The sequence below is a fragment of the Nonomuraea zeae genome, assembly GCF_005889725.1.
GTDB lineage: Bacteria > Actinomycetota > Actinomycetes > Streptosporangiales > Streptosporangiaceae > Nonomuraea > Nonomuraea zeae.
Map to the genome: position 1 here is coordinate 139,686 of NZ_VCKX01000001.1, position 19,317 is coordinate 159,002.

15 protein-coding genes and 1 pseudogene are annotated in these 19,317 nt (G+C 70.7%); 7 read left to right on the top strand and 9 right to left on the bottom strand.

Features of this window, described 5'->3' with window-relative positions; all coding sequences use genetic code 11:
- Positions 1-10: 10 nt before the first annotated feature.
- On the bottom strand, positions 11-1,579 hold the full coding sequence (locus ETD85_RS00545; protein WP_240778706.1) for an amidohydrolase: 1,569 nt from the start codon (positions 1,577-1,579) through the stop codon (positions 11-13).
- A gap of 112 nt (positions 1,580-1,691) precedes the next feature.
- Here ETD85_RS00545 and ETD85_RS00550 point away from each other — a divergent pair, with 112 nt between their 5' ends.
- Entirely contained in the window at positions 1,692-2,567 is an 876-nt protein-coding gene (locus tag ETD85_RS00550) for a LysR family transcriptional regulator (RefSeq protein ID WP_138687555.1), read from the top strand.
- 40 nt (positions 2,568-2,607) lie between these two features.
- On the top strand, positions 2,608-3,777 hold the full coding sequence (locus ETD85_RS00555) for an amidase (RefSeq protein ID WP_138687556.1): 1,170 nt from the start codon (positions 2,608-2,610) through the stop codon (positions 3,775-3,777).
- A gap of 2 nt (positions 3,778-3,779) precedes the next feature.
- Here the strand turns inward: ETD85_RS00555 and ETD85_RS00560 are convergent, their stop codons facing one another.
- The gene (locus ETD85_RS00560) at positions 3,780-4,805 is read right to left on the bottom strand and encodes an Lrp/AsnC family transcriptional regulator (RefSeq protein ID WP_138687557.1); all 1,026 of its coding nucleotides are present in this window, start codon (positions 4,803-4,805) and stop codon (positions 3,780-3,782) included.
- Positions 4,806-4,913: 108 nt separating this feature from the next.
- Here ETD85_RS00560 and cuyB point away from each other — a divergent pair, with 108 nt between their 5' ends.
- Entirely contained in the window at positions 4,914-5,666 is a 753-nt protein-coding gene (cuyB, locus tag ETD85_RS00565) for a cysteate racemase (protein WP_206057997.1), read from the top strand.
- Between the two features lie 62 nt (positions 5,667-5,728).
- Here the strand turns inward: cuyB and ETD85_RS00570 are convergent, their stop codons facing one another.
- The 5 genes and pseudogenes from ETD85_RS00570 to ETD85_RS00585 form a co-directional block, all read right to left on the bottom strand.
- A complete protein-coding gene (locus ETD85_RS00570) occupies positions 5,729-6,889 on the bottom strand; it encodes an NAD(P)/FAD-dependent oxidoreductase (RefSeq protein ID WP_138687558.1) in 1,161 nt (386 codons plus the stop codon).
- 67 nt (positions 6,890-6,956) lie between these two features.
- Positions 6,957-7,712 carry an amino acid ABC transporter ATP-binding protein gene (locus ETD85_RS64370; RefSeq protein ID WP_206058002.1) on the bottom strand — a complete coding sequence of 252 codons (756 nt, stop codon included), beginning with the start codon at positions 7,710-7,712 and terminating at the stop codon, positions 6,957-6,959.
- A gap of 153 nt (positions 7,713-7,865) precedes the next feature.
- Positions 7,866-8,708 (bottom strand): annotated as a pseudogene (locus ETD85_RS65405) (amino acid ABC transporter permease); the annotation flags it as partial.
- A gap of 30 nt (positions 8,709-8,738) precedes the next feature.
- On the bottom strand, positions 8,739-9,695 hold the full coding sequence (locus ETD85_RS00580) for an ABC transporter substrate-binding protein (RefSeq protein WP_170246434.1): 957 nt from the start codon (positions 9,693-9,695) through the stop codon (positions 8,739-8,741).
- Positions 9,695-11,131 carry an MmgE/PrpD family protein gene (locus ETD85_RS00585; protein WP_138687561.1) on the bottom strand — a complete coding sequence of 479 codons (1,437 nt, stop codon included), beginning with the start codon at positions 11,129-11,131 and terminating at the stop codon, positions 9,695-9,697. Before ETD85_RS00585 ends, ETD85_RS00580 begins: the two co-directional genes overlap by 1 nt.
- A gap of 110 nt (positions 11,132-11,241) precedes the next feature.
- On the opposite strand from ETD85_RS00585, the gene ETD85_RS00590 reads away from it, so the two are divergent.
- Positions 11,242-12,318 (top strand): TetR/AcrR family transcriptional regulator, encoded by a 1,077-nt coding sequence (locus ETD85_RS00590; protein ID WP_138687562.1) that lies wholly within the window; start codon positions 11,242-11,244, stop codon positions 12,316-12,318.
- Positions 12,319-12,455: 137 nt separating this feature from the next.
- Entirely contained in the window at positions 12,456-14,078 is a 1,623-nt protein-coding gene (locus tag ETD85_RS66645; RefSeq protein WP_138687563.1) for an N-acyl-D-amino-acid deacylase family protein, read from the top strand.
- A 91-nt stretch (positions 14,079-14,169) separates the two neighbouring features.
- On the opposite strand, the gene ETD85_RS00600 is transcribed toward ETD85_RS66645, so the two are convergent.
- Positions 14,170-14,532: an ArsR/SmtB family transcription factor gene (locus ETD85_RS00600; RefSeq protein ID WP_240778708.1), complete on the bottom strand. Its 363-nt coding sequence runs from the start codon at positions 14,530-14,532 to the stop codon at positions 14,170-14,172.
- A 71-nt stretch (positions 14,533-14,603) separates the two neighbouring features.
- Between ETD85_RS00600 and ETD85_RS00605 the strand changes: the two genes are divergently transcribed.
- A complete protein-coding gene (locus ETD85_RS00605; protein ID WP_138687564.1) occupies positions 14,604-15,857 on the top strand; it encodes an MFS transporter in 1,254 nt (417 codons plus the stop codon).
- A gap of 364 nt (positions 15,858-16,221) precedes the next feature.
- Here ETD85_RS00605 and ETD85_RS00610 read toward each other — a convergent pair whose 3' ends face one another.
- Positions 16,222-17,865 carry a protein kinase domain-containing protein gene (locus ETD85_RS00610; RefSeq protein WP_138687565.1) on the bottom strand — a complete coding sequence of 548 codons (1,644 nt, stop codon included), beginning with the start codon at positions 17,863-17,865 and terminating at the stop codon, positions 16,222-16,224.
- 454 nt (positions 17,866-18,319) lie between these two features.
- On the opposite strand from ETD85_RS00610, the gene ETD85_RS00615 reads away from it, so the two are divergent.
- Positions 18,320-19,317 (top strand): outer membrane protein assembly factor BamB family protein (locus ETD85_RS00615; protein WP_240778710.1); only part of this gene is annotated, 998 nt, incomplete at its 3' end.

Consider the following 19,317-nt stretch of genomic DNA (forward strand, 5'->3'; position numbering starts at 1 on the left):
GGGTGCTCCTTCAGGATCGCTGCCAGCGGACTTCGCCGCCGACAACGGTGGTGATGACCTTGGTGCGCAGCACCGCGTCGGGCGACTCCAGGTAGGGGTCGGTGTCCACCGCGATGAAGTCGGCGAGCATGCCAGGGGCGAGGACGCCCTTGCGGTCCTGCTCCCCTGCCGCGTACGCCGCGCCGAGAGTGTGCGCGGTGATCGCTTCGGCCATGCTCAGCCGCTGCTCCGGCTGCCAGCCGCCGGCTGGAGTGCCGTCCTGGCGGGTACGGGTCACCGCGGCGTACAGCGCGGCGAACGGATCAGGGTGCTCGACGGGCGCGTCCGAGCCGAAGGCCAGCGCGACGCCGGCGTTCAGCATCCCGCGCCAGGCGTACGAGGCCAGGTCCTGCCCGGCGAGCAGCGAGTCGACCAGGTCGATGTCGCTGGTGCAGTGGACGGGCTGCATGGAGGCGACGACGCCGAGCCTGGCCATCCTGGTCAGGTCGGCCCGGCGCAGGTGCTGGGCGTGCTCGATGCGGTGGCGCAGCCCGGGGGTGCGGCCGATGGCCTCGAAGGCGTCCAGCACCAGGTGGTTGGCCTGGTCGCCGATGGCGTGCGTGGCGATCGCGACACCACCGTCCACCGCGGTCCTGAACAGCCTGACCAGATCGTCGTACGGGGTGACCGCGATGCCGAGGTTGCCGGCGTCGCCCTGGAACGCCTCGCTCATGTGACAGGTGTGCGAGCCGAGCGCGCCGTCGCTGAAGATCTTCACCGGCCCGGTGCGGATCCAGTCGTCGCCCTGCCCGGTACGGCGCCCCTCGGCGATGGCGGCCTCCAAGTGGACGGCCGGGATCGCCTTGTGCACGCGGATCTTCAGCTCCCCCGCGTCGCGCAGCCGCAGGTAGGCGTCCCGGCAGTCCTCGCCGTCGATGTCGTGCACGCTGGTGAGCCCGAGGGCGAGCAGCTCGTCCTGGGCCAGGCGGAGTTTGTCGCTCAGGTCGCCCGAGACCATGAGGGCGCGCAGCGGGTAGGAGGCCGACTCGCGCAGGATGCCGGTGGGCTCACCGTCGGCGTCCCTGACGATCTCGCCGCCGACCGGGTCGGGGGTCGAGGCGTCGATGCCGGCCAGGCGCAGGGCCGCCGAGTTGGCCCACACCGTGTGGCCGTCGATGTTCGGCAGGGCGATCGGCAAGCCGGCGCTGACCGAGTCGAGCGCGTACCTGTCCGGCTGGGCCGGGGGGTCCCAGGTGTTGCTGTTCCATCGGCCGCCGAACAGCCAGCCGCCGGGGCGCAGCCTGGCGACGTGCTCGCCGATCATGGTCAGCGCCTCTGCCAGCGAGCGCACCTCGCGCAGGTCGATCGCGCCGAGGCTGTGGGCGTACTGCGCGGTGTGGATGTGCGCGTCGTAGAGACCGGGCAGGACGGCGGCGCCCTCCAGGTCGACGAGTGCGGCACCGTGGCCCGCGACCTCGCGGACCTCGGCCTCGGAGCCGACGGCCACGAGGTGCTCGCCGTCCACGGCCATGGCCTGGGCCGGCGTACGGCCTTCCGCTCCGGTGCGGATGGTGGCGTTGCGGTACACACGGATGCTCAAAGTAACTCTCAAGGATGCTGGAGTGACGGTGGGCATCACTGTAGGAGTAGCTAAAAGAACACGGAAGCGCTATAAACACGACATTTAGCAACTCTGAGGATAAGGAACGCTAATGCTGAAGCCGGAACACCTGCGTACTCTGCGTGAGGTCGTCCAGCTGGGTTCCTTCGCCGCCGCGGCCAATCGGCTCGGATACACCTCCTCCGCCGTCTCCCAGCAGATCGCCGCGTTGGAGAAGCAGATCGGCGTGCGGCTGTTCGAGCGCTCGGCGCGCAGCGTGCTGCCGACCAGCGCGGCGGAGGTGCTGGCCAGGCATGCCGGGATCGTCCTGGTCGACATCGAGCGCATGATCGCTTCGGTGCAGGCCGTGCACCGGGGCAGCGAGCGCCAGATCAGGCTGGGGGTGTTCCCCAGCTTCGCCGACCGGCTGGCCGAAGTGCTGCGGCGGATGGAGCCGGCCGACCTCGCCGGGGTGCGCATCTCGGTCGCCGAACCCTCCCAGCTCATCCCGCACCTGGGCACGGGCGGTGAGATGGACGCCGCGATCGTCTACCAGGTGGGCAACTCGGGGCTGTCCTGGCCGTCGGCGCTGAGCAGGCGGTGGATCGCCGAGGACCGCTACCGGCTGGTGCTGCCCGCGAGCTGGCCGGATCTGTCGCCGTACCGGGCCGAGCAGCTCGTCGACCTGCCGTGGATCATGCACCACCCGGGCAGCAGCGACGCTTCCTTCTTCGAGGGCGTTTTCTCCCGCTGGGGCCTGCACCCCCGGGTGGCCTGCCACTCCGACGACTTCAAGATCACGATGACGCTGATCGAGACCGGGGTGGGCGCGGCCTTCGTCGCCGATCTGGCCCTGGCCGGGCACGGCCCCGGCGTAGTGGTCGCCGACGTACCCTGGCTCAACGCCAGCCGCAGCATCTTCGCCCTGGTCAGGCCCGACCGCGAGACCTCCCGGCTGCAGGCGCTCCTGGACGCCCTGGAGGTCTGACCGCTATCAATGCCGCACCAGCACCTTCGACAGGAGACCCATGGAACGCGCGGCGGCGATCGCCAACTCGGCCGAGGCAATCAGGCGGCACCGGGACGACAACATCCTCATCGAGGCCGGCCGGACCCCGGTCATCGACAGGCTCGCCGGGCGGCAGCCGCGCGGCGGACCGCTCGACGGCTGGACGTTCGTGGCCAAGGACATGATCGACGTCGCCGGCCTGCCCACGACCAGGGGCTCGGCCCTGTACGGCACGCAGGAGGCGCTGACTACCGCGCCATGCGTCGAGGTGCTGGAGCGAGCCGGGGCGCTGCTGGTCGGCAAGGCCAACATGCACGAGTTCGCCTGGGGCATCACCAGCGAGAACCCGCACTGGGGCGACGTACGCAACCCGCGTCACCCTCACCTCGCCCCTGGCGGCTCCAGCGGCGGCACCGCGGCCGCGCTGGCCGCCGGCATCGCCAGGTTCGGCCTCGGCACCGACACTGGCGGCTCGATACGCATCCCGGCGTCCTGCTGCGGCGTGGTCGGGCTACGCCCGAGCGCGGGCGCCGTGCCCAGCGCGGGCGTCGCGCCGCTGGCGCCGATGTTCGACCGGGTCGGCCCGATGGCCACCTCGGTCGCCGACCTGACCCGGGTGTGGGAGGTGCTCTCCGGCACTCCCGTCGACCCCGCCGACTCCCTGGCCGGGTGGGCGATCGGCGTCGCCCACGGCTTCGCGCCGGCGGCCTCCTTCGCCGACCTGGGCGCCGAACTGCACGAGATCGCGCTGCCGTACGACATCCTCGCCCCCTACTGGACGATCGTCGGCGCCCAGGCACGGCGCACCCACGAGGCGACCTACCCGAGGAACGCCGCGCACTACAGCGAGGGCGTACGCCGCAAGCTTGACGACGCCGGGCAGATCGGCCACGCCGAATACGCGGCGGCCGCCGCGGAACTGGCCGCCGCCCGAACGCGGTTCGCGGCCCTGACGTCCGGGCTCGATCTGCTGATCATGCCCACGCTCGGCGGACCCGCGCCCAGGGTGGGCTGCGACGAGGCCGCCGTCCGCGGCGAGGTCGGCAGGATCACTTCGGTGGTCTCCGCGCTCGGCCTGCCCGCGCTGGCGATCGGCGACCTGCAACTGGTCGGGAGCGACGAGCCGGCGGTGCTGCGCGCGGGCCTGGCGTGGGAGGCACGCGGCGAGGCCATCCCCCAGCCGCGCTGACCTCAGCGGCGCGGCCCCAGGCTCCACGGATCGACGGGCACGACGCCGGTGCAGCGCCCGGCGGGGTCGAGCAGCCTGCCGTACAGCTTGGTCTGGCGCAGGACGATCTGCCGGTCCACGACGGTGACGTGCGGGAACCTCTTCTCCAGCCGCATCACCAGCGGGTGCAGATCGGTGACGGTGTGCAGGCCGACGGTGAGCAGCATGTTGCTGCTACCCGCCAGGGCCGCGCAGGTACGGGTCTCCGGCCAGCCGAGCAGCGCCGTACCCGTCTCTTCCAGCAGGCGGTCGGGCATGCGCAGCCACAGCACGGCCGAGGAGTGCCAGCCGGCCTGCGAGCGGGCCAGGTCGCAGCGGAAGTCGATGTCCTCGGTCGCGACGAGCCTGGAGAGCCTGCGCTGCACGGTCCGCTCGGAGGTGCCGACGATCGCGGCGAGCTCGGCGTACCCGGCTCTGCCGTCGGCCAGCAGGGCGTGGAAGAGTCGCCGGTCGATCCCGTCCATCCGCCTGGTGGACTCGGGCGGCCCGCTCCGCCTGGCCAGCCCGGCCGCCGCCCCCTGCGGGAGCACCCGCAGCCGCCAGTGACGCGACGCCTCGAAGACGCGCGTCGTGAGGTGGGTGCGTACCTTCGCGACGCCGGGCACCCTCGGTAGGTCGGTGAGCAGGTAGTCGGCCAGGGGCGGCATCGAGGCGGCCGCGGCGATCACGAACAGGTCGTGCTCCGCGGCGACGTGCTGCACGGTGATCAAGTGCCTGGCCTCAGCCAGCGTCGCCGCGACCTCGACGGCGGCGCCCGCCACGCAGTCGATCTCCAGGAACGCCATGCTCATCTCGTGCATCTGCCGCCTGCCGAGGGCGACGGTGGTCCACGCGTCGCCCGAGCTGGTCAGCCGCTGCCAGCGCCGCGCCGCCGTCGCCGGGTCCGAGCCGGTGGCCAGTCCGAGGTCCACCCAACTCGCCCGCGGGTTGATCTGCAGGGCGTCGATGAGCTCCAGCTCGGCCTCCGACAGTGTGCCGGATTCCCGCATTTATCCTCCACCAATGCCGGATACAGGCATTTTTCAGGCGAAGTCACCTTATCCGGCGATCCTATTGCCTGCGGCTGTCCACCGGCCGCGGAGGAGAGGACGCATCCCGTGACCCGGATCCACGACGGGCAAGACCGTCCGCCGCGCCTGGTCGGCGTCCTGGGCGGCATGGGCCCCGCCGCCACCGCCGACTTCTACGGCAAGCTCGTCGAGGAGACGCCCGCCACAGGCGACCAGAGCCACGTGCCGGTCGTCATCTGGGCCGACCCTCGCGTACCCGACCGATCGCTCAGCCTGCTCGGCCTCGGCGAGGACCCCACCCCGCAGCTGCAGCGCGGCGTCCGGGCGCTCAAGCGCGCCGGATGCGAGGTGCTGGTGGTGCCGTGCAACACCGCGCACGCCTTCGTCCCACGCCTGGCCGATGAGGCAGGCCTCGAACTGGTGAGCATCGTGGAGGTCACCGCGGACGCGCTCGCCTCGGCGGGCGTCACCACCGCCGGTCTGCTCGCCACCTCCGGCACCCTGCATTCAGGGCTGTACGCCGACGCGCTCCGCGAACGGGACATCGCGGCGGTCAAACCGTCCGACGGCGAGCAGCGGCAGGTGTCGGCGGCCATCGCGGCGGTCAAGTCCGGCACCGTCACCGCCGGGCACCGCACCGCCCTGGCCGAGGTCGCGCGGTCCCTCGCCGAACGCGGCGCCGAGCGGGTGGTGGCGGCCTGCACCGAGATCGTCCTGGCGCTGGACAGCCGCCGTGTGCCTGTGCCCGTGCTCGACCCGGCCCGCCTCCTGGCCCGCAAGGTCGCCGCCGTCTCCCTGGCTGGTGGTTCGACTCGCATCGCCGGCGCGACTCGACCCTGAGGTGGACCACCCCCGTGGCAGGTCCGCGGAGCACGAAAGGCCGTCTGCACCGCGGTGGCGGGTCAATCGTCGGTGTAGCCGTACGGGGGCGTGATCGGGTGGCCCTCGGCGAAGCGGTCCGGAGCGAAGACGGAGATGTCCACGGTCTGCGGCTCGCCCAGTGCCGACTCGGCGAGCGCGCGGCCGACCGCCGGGCAGATCTTGAAGCCCATCCCGGAGAAGCCCGCCGCGACGATCAGCCCTTCGATCCCGGCCACCGGGCCGAGCATCGGCCGGGCGTCGGGCGACATGTCGTAGATTCCGGTCACGCCGCGGGAGATGCCGGCCTCCGCGAGTGCGGGGACACGGCGTGCGGCTCGCCCGACCATCTCTACCACGTTCGCGTCGCCGGGCACCTGGGGGAAGTCATCGGGGTCGATCCCGGCGCGCGGGCCGACGAAGTCGCCGAGCAGCAGGCCGCCGCCGGACTCAGGGCGGAAGTAGGTGCGGGTGTTCGAGTCGATGCACGCGATCCGGGCGGCCGGCCCGCCGGGCCCGTCCCGCAGGACCGCCACCTCGTGATATTCGGCCTCGATGGGCAGGTCCGCGCCCACCGACCTGAGCAGCGGCCGGGTCCAGACGCCGGTGGCGAGGATGACGAGGTCGGCGGTGAGGTCCCCCTCGTCGGTGCGTACCCCCCGGACCCGGCCGCCGTCGCTGAAGAGGAGCGAGCGCACGGGGGTGTTGGGCCGGTACGTGACGCCCTGCTCCCGCGCCCGGGACAGGAAGTCGCCCGCCACGACAGCGCCGTCGCCGTAGCCGGCGCGAGGTTCGTACGCGGCGGCGACCACGTCGTCGGCCCGCCACCCCGGTTCGAGTTCGAGCAGGTCGCCGGCCGTGATCACCTCGGCCTCGGCGCCGCACGCCTGCTGCATCTCGACGTTCTTGCGCAGCAGGTCCGCCTCGCCGGGCGGCACGATGCGGACGAACCCGCACTCGCGGAAGACCGGGGGCCGCCCCACCCGTTCGGGCCACTCGCGGAAGTACGCGAGACTGTCGACCGCCAGGCGGACCTCCGGCTCGAACGTGTAGTGCATCCGGACGAGGGCCGACGAGCGGCTGCTCATGCCCTCGCCGGCGTGTCGCGCGTCGACGACGGTGACGGAACGCGCACCCCGTTCGGCAAGGTGGAACGCCGTCGACGCTCCCATGACGCCGGCGCCGACGACGATGACCTCGGGCACTGTTCAAATCCTCCATCAGACGTGGTGAGAAGACGGCGGCGGGCGGTTGGCCGGCGGCCGGGACGGGCTAGGCGAGGACCTTGGACAGGAATGCCCTGGTCCGCTCCTCCTTCGGGGCCACCAGGCATTCCCCGGGCGGGCCCGACTCGATGATGACGCCCCCGTCGAGCATGGCGACGGTGTCGGCGACCTCCTTGGCGAATCCGATCTCGTGAGTTGCGACGATCATGGTCATGCCCTGCCGGGCGAGATCCTTCATGACGTCGAGCACCTCGCCGACCAGCTCGGGATCGAGGGCCGAGGTCGGCTCGTCGAAGAGCATGACGTGCGGCTTCATCGCCAGGGCACGCGCGATGGCCACCCGCTGCTGCTGCCCGCCCGACAGCTGCGCCGGGTAGGAGTCGAGCTTGTCACGCAGGCCGACCCGGGTCAGCAGCCGTTCGGCCTCCGCCTCGGCCTGCTCGCGGGAGAGGCCGAGCACGCGCCGCGGCCCGAGCGTCACGTTCTCCAGCGCGGTCATGTGCGGGAACAGGTTGAAGCGCTGGAACACCATGCCGATGCGGGCCCGCTGCCGGCACAGCTCGCCCTCCGTCAGCTGGTACAGCCGGCCGCCGCCGCTGCGCAGCCCGACTCGCTGACCGTCCACCTCCAGCAGCCCGGAATCCGGCCGTTCCAGGGCGTTGATGCAGCGCAGCAGGGTGGACTTGCCGCTTCCGGAGGGGCCGAGCAGGACCAGCGTCTGCCGCGGGTGGACCGCGAGGTCGACGCCCCGCAGGACGTCGGTGGAGCCGAACCACTTCCACACCTGCTCGGTCCGCACCATCGGCTCGCCGTCCGCGTGAACGGGTCCGGCCCCGGCCTCCGGCGAGGCGGCCGGCTGGGCTTTCGCCCGGACGGCCGCGCGGCGGCGCGCCCGCCGTTCGGCGGCGGCGGCGTGCTTCGTCCCGAATCCGCGGCCGAAGTAGCGCTCCACGTAGTGCTGGCCGATGCTCAGGATCGACGTCAGGAGCAGGTACCACAGCGACGCCACGACCAGCAGCGGCATGATCTTGAAGTTCTGCTGGTAGATCTGCTGGACGCTGGTCATCAGGTCCCGTCCGGAGATGACCGATACCAGCGCGGTCATCTTGAGCATCGAGATGGCCTCGTTGCCGAGCGTCGGGATCAGCACCCGCATGGCCTGCGGCAGGATGACGAATCTCATCCTGCGCGCCGAGGACATGCCGAGCGACATGGCCGCCTCGCGCTGCCCGCCGTCGACCGAGATGATCGCCGCTCGTACGAGCTCGGCGCAGTAGGCGGCCTCGTTCGTGGCCAGCGCCAGCACCGCCGCGGTCGCCGCGCCGATGACCGAGCTCGTGGGCACCGACCCGAAGACCACGCCGGTCAGCGGGATCCCGAGGAAGAGGTTGGGGTAGAGCGCGCCCAGGAATCCCCAGAAGATGATCTGGACCAGCAGCGGAGTGCCCCGGAAGAACCAGATGTAGCCCCAGGCGACGCCGGACAGCACGCGGTTGTCCGACAGCCGCATCACCGCCAGCAGCACGCCGCCGGCGATGCCGATGACCATGGCCACCAGGGTCAGCTCGACGGTGACGGCGAGCCCGTGCAGGATCGAGGGCGCGAACAGGTACTGCCGGATCGAGGCGACGTCGAGGTTGGGGTTGTGCCACAACGACCAGCCGAGGGCGAACAGGACGTACGCGACGAGGGCCGCCGCGGCCCATCGGCCGTACCGGCGGACCGGCACCACGGCGACGGGAGGGGGCCGCTGCCCGGTGGGGGCGGAGATGGTGTCAGCGGGTGCCAAGGGGGTCACAGCACATTCTCTTTCTCGCGGACGGGTGCCCTAGTCGGTTCCCTGGTTGATCTCCGCCTTGGTCAGCGCGATGTTCTGCACGCCGTACTTGGTGAGGATCTTCAGATAGGTCCCGTCGTCCATCAGCGCCTGCAGCGCCTTCTGCAGCGCCGTCAGGAGCTCGGTGTCCGGCTTGGGGACACCGATGCCTTCGCTGCCACCGCCGAACTCCGCGGTGATCGATGGTGCGTCGACCAGCTCGAACGCGTTCCCGTTCTCGAAGGTCTTGACGGCGTACGCGGCGGCGGAGGTGGCCTGCACGCGGGCCACCGCCTTGCCGCTCTTGATGGCCAGGAACGCCTCGCTGTCGCCAGGGAACGACAGGACCGTGACGCCGGGCTTGCCCTGCGTCTCGAAGCGCTTGCTCAGCTTGCCGATCGCGGCCTCCTCCGAGGTGGAGCTCTGCACCGCGACGGTTTTGCCGGACAGGTCGGTGACGTCCTTCATGCCTTCGGGGTTGCCCTTGGAGACCAGCAGGGAGTAGCCGTCCTTGGCGTAGTCGACGAAGCTCAGCGACTCGCGCCGCTTGGGGGTGTCGAAGATGCCCGCCATGACGATGTCGGCCTTGCCGGCCAGGACAGCCGGGATCATGCTGTCGAAGGCCGTCTGGTCGAACGAGGCCCGCACGCCGAGCTTGGCCGCCAGTGCCTGGGACAGGTCGTAGTCGATGCCGGTCGGCTGCCGGCCGCCGGCCGTCGTGTACATCTCCCAGGGCGGATAGGGGATGTTGCTGGCCACGCGGATGACGCCGGCCGACTTGATCCGCTCGGGCAGCAGGTCGTGGAGGGCGGAGTCGGCCGCCGGGGTCGCGGCCGCAGGAGCGGTGCTGCCCTGAGTGCCCACCTCGGGGGCGGGTGGGTCGGAGGCCAGCGCGCATCCGCCGAGCGTGAGGACCATCGCCACCATGCCCAGGAACGTCGACCGGCCGCGCTTCGGTAGTGCTCTCATCAGTTGGCTCCAACCGGTATCAGGGATGACGCCAGGTCCCGCATGAGGACGGAGCTGTCGTCGGCGGACTCCAGGTCTGCCAGGGCCGCCAGCAAACGGGGCACCGACGCGGGCTCGAGCCGGCCGGAGGCCAGCCAGGAGAACTTGTCCCGCATCTCGTCCTGAGTCCATCCGGGCTCAGGGTAGAGGACGTGATCGACCCGGCCCGACGACAGCTCGGTGCCGTCGGTCAGCGTGACGGTGACGACGGCGGAGTCGCTGCCCTCCGGGTCGTTGACCTCCGAGAGGTAGTAGCGGCGGGTCAGCTCGTCCGTCACCACCACGTCGATGCGCCGGCACAGCGCGGTGATCTCGGGCGAGGTCAGGCGTGACTCCGCCACCTGGTCCGGCCCGACCCGGCCGTCCACCAGCAGGGCCGCCACCGGCCACGCCAGGTTGAACTGGGCTTCCTCGGTGGTCTCGGGCAGCCGCGTGCCCAGCCGCGCGGCGTCGGGATAGGTCTCGATGACGACGCGGTCGATGACCTCGGGCGGCAGCGGGTGCGCAGACCGTAACTTCTCGACGGCGAGCAGCGCGGGGTGGGTCCAGGCGCAGCTGGAGAACCGCTTCCAGGTGATGCCGCGGGGCAGGTAGTAGTCGCCGCCCAGGTCGTCCACGTATGGGCGGAACCGCGCCAGGTCGAGGCTGGGCTCGATGCCGGTGAACCCGCGGCGCGCGAGGTCCGCCGAGAGCAGACCGGTGAGGGCTCCGAAGCCGACGCCGTGCTTGACCATGCCGGGTGTGTCGATGGCGCGCATCATCGGCAGGTCGGGCGAGTCGTACTCGGCGATGCCCAGCGCGTGGCGCGTGGTGGCCTCGTCGAGCCCGAGGACATGGCAGGCGATCGCGGCGCACGCCACCGCTCCCCACGATCCGCAGGCCCGGTAGGTGCGCTCCGCCGAATGGACCGCGCTCTGCTCGTGATTGACGCAGCGGCCGGCCCGGAAGGCGATCTCGTACCCGACGACGATCGCGGTGAGCAGTTCGCGCCCGCTGAGGCGCAACTCCTCGGCCAGGGCGAGCGCGGTGGGGACGACCTGGGCGCCTGGATGGCCCCAGGTGTAGATGCCGCAGTCGTCGATGTCCACGGCGTTGGCCGCGATCGCGTTGGCGAAGGCGGCGCCACCGGTGGAGAGGGGCCTCCCGCTGACGATCGACGTCGCCGCGCCGGCGGGCCACCAGGCGTGCGCAAGGTCGTCCGCGGCGCGCGCCGACCTGGACGCCCGGCCGGCGAGCATGGCCGCGAGCGTGTCGGTCAGGCACATCACGGCCCGGTCGATCACCTCGCGGGGCAGCTGCTCCCACGTGAGCCGGGTGACGAAGCCCGCAGCCGGGGATTCGCCGCCCGTCCAGGTCGCGGGCGCGCTCCGGAGATCATCGCGAAACGGCGCCGGCATTTGTTTCTCCAATGTTTCTGAAGGTATATCTTTGATGCCGGAAACAATTTCATTCGCCAAGATGGCTTGTCAAGGAACGTAATACCTTGTATTTACCGAGAGCCAGAAGCGTGAACATACCTGTAGAAACAAGTACCGCTCGGCCGGCCCCGGATGCCGCGAAGGAAGGGGCCGCCCTGGCTCTGCTCTGGAGCGTCGTCCACGCCCCCGACGGCCGGGCGCCGTTCTGCCGGCGATGCGCGGCGCACCGCTCGTTCCATCGGGTCTCGCGACGGCGGGCGTACGCGTGCGACAGCTGCGGCGCGCACGTCTACCCGGCGTCGACCACGCCGTTCGCCGGCTCGCCCGTGCCGCTCGCGGCCTGGCTGGACGCCGTGGTCATCGTGCTGGACGCCCCCGGCAAGGTCCGGCCGAACCAGATCGCGGGGGCGCTGGGCGTCGACTACCGGCGGGCCTGGCGGATGACGCGGCGTATCGACGAGGTCCTCCAGGCCGGTGGCGACGACGCGGACCTGCTGCGCCGGCTCGCCGGTCTCTGGAAGGAGCAGGGCCACAACCGGCCCGGCCGGGCCCCCGATCCGGGCAGCCCGGAGGACCGCATCCGGATCGCCGCGTGCCGGATCATGGCCCAGCGCGGCATCGAGGCGACCCGCATAGCCGACATCGCCCGCGAGGCGGGGGTGTCGAACGCCAGCATCCACTATTACTTCCGGAGCAAGGACGAGGCGCTGCTGGCGGCCTTTCGCTGGGCGGGCGACCAGTTGCACGTGACCCTGCAGCGCCTGCTCGACGAGAACGTGAGCACCATCGGGCACCTTCGCCACCTGCTCGAACTCAGCATTCCCGGCGACCAGGGCACCTTCGAGGAATATCTGCTCTGGCTGGAGGTGTGGGCGCGGGTCAGGCGTCATCCGGCCTTCCTCGACGAGTGCGTCCGCATGTCGAGGAGATGGGCGGACGCGGTGCTGGGGGTGTTCGCCGCGGGCGTGCGGGACGGGACGTTCGCGCCGGTCGCGCCGCTCACCGAGGTGTGCGAACGCTATGTCGCCATCTCCGAGAGTTTGGCCGTGCGCAACACCCTCGGCTACAGCGACATGTCCGCGGAGTCGGCGCGGCACATGCTCGCCCGTTTCACGGCCGAGCAACTCGGCCTGCCGGCCGGCCTGCTCGCCCCCGACCGGCGCTGAATTGGCGTACTTGGCTCAACCTGCATTTTGCCGCCGGTGAATACGACTTGCGCGCACGGCGCATTAGTGTCCTTGACATCGCTTCGCGGCCGTGACGACAATCCTGCAATTGCCGGACGAGACGAAACGGAACTCGCATGCCCGATTCAGGCCGTGGAGCGGCGGACGCCGTCGTGCTCGACGCCTCGGTCCTCACGATGGACCCGGCACTGCCGTACGCGGAGGCCCTGGCGATCACCGGCGGCAGGATCAGCCACGTCGGCGGCCGGAACGAGGTCGCCGAGCTCATCGGCCCGGCCACGGACGTCATCGAGGCGGGCGGCCGGGTCGCGTGTCCCGGATTCGTCGACATTCACACCCACACCGATCTCGACCTTTTCCGGGATCCGGAGCACCTGCTCTTCAAGAATTACCTCATGCAGGGGATAACAACGGTCCTCGCCGGCAACTGCGGAATGTCAGAAATGGCGCCCGGCGAGCTCCTGGCCCGCTTGGATCTCCACCCGCCGGCGGTCAATTTCGGCACCCTCGCCGGGCATGGATACGTACGCGGCGCCTGCGGGATCCCGGCCGGGCTCGAAGACCTCTCCGGCGAGCAGATCGAGGCCATGAAAGGCGTATTCGAGAAGGCGATGGCGGACGGCGCGTTCGGCATGTCGACCGGGCTCGAATACATCCCCGGGCTCTCCTCCCGTACCGCTGAGCTGATCGCGTGCGCCACGGTCGTGGCGGAGCACGGCGGCTTCTACGCCAGCCACATGCGCAGTGAGGGCGACCACCTGCTCGCCGCGGTCGAGGAGGCGATCCGGATCGGCCGCGACTCGGGCGCGCGCGTCCAGCTCTCCCACCTCAAGACGGACGGCGCGTGCAACTGGTGGAAGACCGACGCGGTGATCGGCGCCATCGAAGCGGCCCGGGCCGACGGCATCGACGTGGCCGGCGACCAGTATCCGTACCGCTTCTTCGGCTGGAACCCGTCCATCTTCATCCCCGGCGAGCACCTGGCGGCGGGCAAGCCGACCCTGAAGAGCACCTACCTGCGCGACCCCGGCCACCGCCGCCGGATCAAGGCCGGCATCGTCGACCGGATCGCCCGCTACCACGGCGGAGACGGGGATCTGGTCGTGGTGTTCGACTGGACCGACGGCCGGGGCCAGAGGTGGCAGGGGACCTCGCTGTCGCGGATCCTGACCGAGCGGGGTGTCACGCCGACCCCGGAGGAGGTCGCCGAGCTGATCCTGGAGATGCTGCCCGACGAGCGCGACGACGCCGTCATGGGGACGGACCTCAGCACGAACGACGACGCCGTCCGCCGCTACCTCTCTCTGCCCTACCTCGCCGTCTGCACCGACGGGTTCAACCAGCCCTGGCTGGCCCCCTGCCACCCGCGTAGCTACGGAGCCTTCCCGAAGGTGCTGGGCGAGTACGTACGCGAGAAGCGGACGCTGCCGCTGGAGACCGCACTGCAGAAGATGACCTCCCTGCCCGCCTCGCTGATGGGCCTGGAGGACCGCGGCATCCTGCGGGCCGGCATGCGAGCCGACGTCGTCGTCTTCGACGAGGCGACCGTCGGGGAGCGGGCGACCTTCGAGGCGCCCGCCGCACCCGCCGGCATCGACTTCGTGCTCGTCAACGGGGTGGTCACGGTCGACCGCCGGACGGCGGCCGCCGACGTGTTCCGCCTCGGCACCGGCTCTGGGCAGGGCGGCCCCGGCATGGTGCTCCGACGGCCGAACCGAAGTGCGAGTGCCGCCCTGTAGCCGGCCCCGAAGACGATCACAGCCGCACTTTCGTGCCGGCCAACCTTGCGCCTGTCGAGGTTGGCCGACGTGCTGCGCGACAGCAGCCTGCTCACCCGCGCCAGGTCCCGAGACCGTCAGCCTCGCGCGCGATAGCCGCCATCAGCACGTCCAGCAGGCCCGGTACCGCCTCTTGGAGGGCGGCGCGGCGGAGGCGGTGTCCGCGGGAGGGGCCGACCATGACCGGGTGCAGGATGCCCGCCTCGACCAGGATCTTGAAGTGGTGGGTCGCGGTGGATTTGTTCAGGCCCTCGTAAAGGTCCGAGCAGGGGGCTTCGCCGGCGGGGTGTGCTGCCAGGCGGCGGACCATTTCCAGGCGTACGGGGTCTGCGAGTGCACGCAGCAGTTTCTGCACGGCGGCGACGGGCGGCAACTGGTCGGGTGGGGTCTCCCAGGACGGCATCAGAAACTCCAAGTTTGACGAGCATCGTACTTCTCCCTAACATCCACGAAGTACGATGCACATCATACTTGCCAGGAGTCCTCGTGAAGGTGCTCTCCCCAGGCCGTCGTCGTCCCCAGTCCTGGAGCTACGCGGCCCTCCTCGTCCTCCTCATGCTCGGGCAGGCGACCTCCGCCATCCCCTCACCGCTCTACTCCCTGTACGCCGAGAAGTGGAGCTATCCCCCCTTTCTCACCACTGTCATCTTCGCCGCTTACGGGGCCGTGGCGGTCGTCGCGATCATCGTCTCCGGGGCCCTGTCCGACCGGTACGGCCGGCGGCCCGTGCTCCTCGTCGCTGTCCTGCTGCTGCTCGCCGGGCTCGTCGTCTTCATCTTCGCCTCGGGACCCGGATATCTCGTCGTGGCGCGGATGCTCAACGGCCTGGGCATCGGCGCGATCGTTGTCGTCGGCGGGGCCGCCCTGCTGGACGTGAGTCCCGAGCGGGCGGCCCGGAGCGGGACGCTCACTGCCATCGCGTTCAACGTCGGCATCGCCGTCGCCGCGCTCGGCACCGCAGCCCTCGCCCAGACCGGCTTTCACCCCCTGTTCCTGCCCTACCTCGCCGACGCGCTCATCGCCCTCGTCCTGCTTGTCCTCCTCGTGGTGATGCGTGAGCCGCACCCCTCGGCCGGTGCCGCGCCCCTGGGGATCCCCCGCCCGCAGGTGCCCAAGGAAATCCGCGGGCGCTTCGTCTTCGCCGTGATCGGCGCAGGCGCCGCCTGGGCCGTGCTCGGGGTCTGCTTCTCGCTGGAACCCTCGATCGCCGCCCACGCCGCGCACGTCGACGGAGCGTTCTTCGGCGGTGTCGTCATCGCGGCAGTGACCCTCGCCGCCGCCTCCACGCAGGTCATCAGCGCCCGTTACCCGGCCCGCACGGTCGCACTCGCCGGCGACACGGCGCTCGCCGTGCTCATGCTGGCCGGAGTGGCCGGCTTCGCGACCGGCAACGCCGTCATCATCATCGTCACCGTCGCGCTCCAAGGCGGCGCCTACGGACTCGCCTTCGGCGGCTCCCTGCGCCACTTGACCGCACACATCCCCGCCGAGCGGCGCGGGGCCGTCATGTCCATGTTCTATCTGCTCGCGTACGGCGCGCTCATCACGCCCACGCTCCTTGTGGGCATCGGCGCGACCGTCTGGGGCGACACCGCGATCTTCCCCGTCTTCTCCGTGCTCGCGGCCCTCCTCTGCCTCTCCGCCGTCGTCGTCGAGCGGGTGCTGGGGCGTCAAGGGGGTCACTTCGCGGTGACGCGGGCGTCGACGGCTGAGGTGCCCCGGATGAGCGAGGTCGACTGACCGGCGGCCCCGCAGCGGGCCGGCGCGCGGCGTCGGGCAGCCTCGCGAAGCGGGTCGCGCTCGCTTGGTCATGCCGTTCCTCGTGCGGGGCGTTCTACAGTGACGATCTTGGGACGCGAGGCAGGGCCTGCGCCTGTCGGTCGTGCCTCCCAGACCGTGGACGGCGCGGCCGGCTGCACGAGCGGCCCGGCGATCAGGATCGTCCGAGGTCAGAACCGGTCCGGGAGCGCCCCGCCGATCAGCAGGATGGCCAGGCAGGCGATGCCGGTGCCGGCGCCGGGCTCGGAGGCCGCGTCGCCGATTCACCAGCCCGTGATTTTGCCGATGAGGAGGTCGGGGCGCGCAGAGGCGCCGTGCCCAGCAGTCAGCCGTCGAGCTTCGCCGCCTGTATGGCGGACAGGCGGCGGACATAGGCGGCGGTGACGACCACCGTTGGTGCTACCAGCACGTGCAGGGCCAGGCTGATGAAGAAACCCAGCCCGAAGTAGGAGCTGTTCCGCCAGCCCATGAAGGTCAACTGCCACCATGGAGTCCAGAAGACGGGCCAGGTCACGAGAGTAACCAGCCAGAAGGCCCACCACGTGTGCAGTACACCGACGGGAGCCATTGTCCGTTCCTGACCAGGCAGGCTGGAGGCGTGCCAGACATCGTCGGCGACCTGCTTGGGCAAGAAGAGATTCCCCACCGGTATGAACCAGCCGATCACCGCCATGGATGGGCGATATCGCAGCCGCCCGGGCGTGAACTTCTCGGCGACCTGGCGTACGCGAAAAAACCAGAGCAGCCAAGCCACCACCAGCCCCGCCCCGGAGACCACCTGGGCACACCACAGCAACAGTGCGATCGGCTCCCATGGTCTCTCCTTGACATTGGTGGTGAAGGCTGCGTATCCCCACTTGGACGCGGCGAGCTGGTGGACGGCCGTGAGCACGGATATCAGGGTGAAGAGGGCGAGCATCCAGTAGACGGCGTTCCGATGGGGGTCGAGCGGGCCGCCGCCGTTCCTGCGGCGGCGTTCGTCGACCAGCAAGGGCTGCGGTGAAAGCGGCCGGCTCGCGTGGCCGGGCGGTGGTGGTGCCGTCGTTCGGGGACCGTCACCACCGGTCCCGGTGGCCGGGTCGTGAGGGGCGGTCAGCGGCAGGGTTCGGTGTTCGGCGATGACCTGGGTGAGCTCCTCAGGCAGCCACCGCCCCTGGCCAGGCGGACCGAGCGCGGTGAGCTGGGTCAGCACCTGCTCCAGGCTGGGCCGGGCGGCGGGGTCCTTGGCCAGGCAGGCCGCCACCAGAGCGGCCAGTGGGGCGGGCACTCCGTGCAGGTCGGGGTCGGCGTGCACCACCCGAAAGAGAACCGCGTGAACGGGGCCCCTTCCGAAAGGGCTGCGGCCGGTCGCGGCGAAGGCCAGCACGCAGCCGAGCGAGAACACGTCCGAGGCAGGGCCGACCTTCTGGGCCGTGGCCTGTTCCGGGGACATGAACGCGGCGGTACCCAGGACGGTGGAGGTCTGGGTGTGGCTGGTGGCGTCCAGGGCGCGGGCGATGCCGAAGTCGATCAGACGGGGCCCGTCCTCGGCGAGAATGACGTTGCCGGGTTTGAGGTCGCGGTGCACCACCTCGCAGGCGTGTACGGCCGCAAGCCCTTCGGCCAGACCGGCTCCCAACACCGCGACCGACTCCAGAGGGAGCGGCCCATGCTCTTCGACGGCCTGGTGCAGGGAGGGGCCGGGGATGTAGGCGGTGGCCAGCCACGGCCGGGCGGCGCCGGTGTCGGCATCCACGACCTGGGCGGTGTAGAACCCGCCGACCTTGCGGGCGGCCTCCACCTCGGAAGCGAAGCGCCGCCGGAAGTCCGCGTTGTCGGCCAGTTCGGGCCGCACCACCTTCACGGCCACCAGGCGCCCGCCCGGGGAACGGCCCAGGAACACCTGTCCCATCCCGCCCCCGCCGAGCCGCGCGTGCAGCCGATAGGGGCCCATGTGGGTCGGATCGCCGTCGCGCAGGGGGTCGGCCATGGCACCGCTTCCGCGTAGAGATCTTTGCCGCTTGGTGTTGATGATCCCAAAAAGGTGCGCTTCCTGGAGCGAATCTCTCGACCTGCACTAACGCAAGCGCCTGTGGCGGGTGACAGCAGTCTCGGCACCCAGCTGGGCCCGGTGTTCTTCCTCGACGCGATGAGGACGGCCAGGCGCTTTGCGCTCCACACAGCCGAGCTCGTCGATACGAAGGAGATCGACTCGGCCGTAGCGGGCGATGGTCTTGGTCGGCGCCTTCGGGTAACTCCGGTCCGAGAGTGGTGGTGCTTTCACAGCCCTCAGAACGGACTGGAGTCGCGCTCCACGGCGCTGCTCACTCTTCGAGCGGTACACGCGCCGCGCCCCATAGCACAACCTTGATTGATTCTCGGCCTTCGTGATACGAATTGCGCAAATATCGGTCCAGTCCGTAAATGGAAGGCAGTACCCCCCAATGCCGTTCAACGCAGTCGTCGCGGTCGCTCTGGCCGTCGGTCTGGTGACCGGAGCGCCCGCGCCGGTCGTCGATGATCTGGGCCCCGCCTCTTCGGTGACCTCGATCAGCGGGTCGGAGTTCGTCGGCGACAAGCTCTATGTGGCCACCGGCGGCATCAAGCCGACCAAGATCGGCGCCTACGACCCCGCCCAGCGCAAGGTCACCTCGATCACCGAGCTGCCCTCGGGCGACGGCGCGTGGGCGACCGCCGCCGTCGGCACCGACCTGTACGTGGGCACGTACACGCCCGGCGATCTCCACAAGGTCGACACCACGACCGGCACCGCGGTGAAGGTGGCCGACGTCAAGCCCGACAACTTCATCTGGTGCCTGGACGCCGCGAGCGACGGCAAGCTGTACGCGGGCACGTATCCGGGCGGCCGGGTGGTCGAGTACGACCCGGCCACCGGCAAGACGCGTGACTTCGGCCAGGCCGTCGCCGGAGAGCAGTACGTCCGGAGCATCGCGGTCGACGACACCACGATCTACGCGGGCGTCGGCGCCAAGGCGCACCTGATCGCCATCGACCGGGCCACCGGCGCCAAGCGCGAGATCCTCCCGCCCGAACTGGCCGACCGCACCTTCGTCGGCACGCTCGCCCTGGAGCAGGGACTGCTGGCCGCGGGACTGTCGGCGACCGGTGACATGATGCTCATGGAGACTGCGGACCCCTCCACATACACGCTGGTCGACGCGCCCGGCGACTCCTACGTGACCGCCATCGGCATCGACGCGGCCAACAACGACGTCTACTTCGGCACCCGGCCCTCGGGCACGCTCTACCGCTACGACCGCGACACCGCCACGACGGAGAAGCTGGCCGTGCCGTACGACGGAGCGTCCTTCGGCCGGATCTTCCTGCGCGGCGGCAAGGTCGTCGGCGTGCTCACCAGCTCGGTCGTCGAATACGACCCGGCCACCAAGGAACTGACCGGTGTCGACCTCACCCAGGCCGG

Bases quoted from the DNA above. Each gene is read 5' to 3' on its own strand.
- ETD85_RS00610 (WP_138687565.1), bottom strand. From the start codon at position 17,865: ATGGCCGACCCCCTGCGCGACGGCGATCCGACCCACATGGGCCCCTAT.
- ETD85_RS00555 (WP_138687556.1), top strand. From the start codon at position 2,608: ATGGAACGCGCGGCGGCGATCGCCAACTCGGCCGAGGCAATCAGGCGG.
- ETD85_RS66645 (WP_138687563.1), top strand. From the start codon at position 12,456: ATGCCCGATTCAGGCCGTGGAGCGGCGGACGCCGTCGTGCTCGACGCC.
- ETD85_RS64370 (WP_206058002.1), bottom strand. From the start codon at position 7,712: ATGGTGCGGACCGAGCAGGTGTGGAAGTGGTTCGGCTCCACCGACGTC.
- ETD85_RS00580 (WP_170246434.1), bottom strand. From the start codon at position 9,695: ATGAGAGCACTACCGAAGCGCGGCCGGTCGACGTTCCTGGGCATGGTG.
- ETD85_RS00560 (WP_138687557.1), bottom strand. From the start codon at position 4,805: ATGCGGGAATCCGGCACACTGTCGGAGGCCGAGCTGGAGCTCATCGAC.
- ETD85_RS00550 (WP_138687555.1), top strand. From the start codon at position 1,692: ATGCTGAAGCCGGAACACCTGCGTACTCTGCGTGAGGTCGTCCAGCTG.
- ETD85_RS00585 (WP_138687561.1), bottom strand. From the start codon at position 11,131: ATGCCGGCGCCGTTTCGCGATGATCTCCGGAGCGCGCCCGCGACCTGG.